The sequence below is a fragment of the Bradyrhizobium sp. Mp27 genome, from assembly GCF_029953005.1.
Lineage (GTDB): Bacteria > Pseudomonadota > Alphaproteobacteria > Rhizobiales > Xanthobacteraceae > Bradyrhizobium > Bradyrhizobium barranii.
In genome coordinates, this window is sequence record NZ_JASAUS010000664.1 from 1 (window position 1) to 399 (window position 399).

General features: G+C 62.4%; 1 pseudogene. It reads right to left on the reverse strand.

Going from position 1 to position 399, the window contains the following annotated elements:
- Positions 1–83: 83 nt before the first annotated feature.
- A pseudogene (locus QJT78_RS52220) lies at positions 84–399 on the reverse strand (hypothetical protein); the annotation flags it as partial.

Sequence of the window (399 nt, forward strand, 5' to 3'; positions counted from 1 at the left end):
CTCGGTCATGGCGTATCGCTCTCCTCGAGAGGTTCTGGCAGGCTCGTCACCCGCCTCGATACGCCGCCTTCCTCACACCGTCATCACCCAGATTCCGCCATAGCTCTCGATCGGCACCCGTGTGTCGGATTGATCCTTCGCTTCAGCGCCGTCGTCCCCTTGAACTTCTTGCGGGTCCAGAACTTGATTGCCGACAGTCCTAGCGGAAGCCCCTCGGTCGTCACGGCGAGACTCGAATGCATCAGGATGCCGCACTGCGTGCGTCCTGCCGTCTTGCCCGTAAAGCCGATCAGATCCGGCTTCTCGCGCTTGAGGCTGAATTCCGTCGTGTCATGGAGGACGAGGATCGGTCCCTCCCTCGCCGCTACGCGCTCGCGCGTCGCCTCGAAATGACCGCCA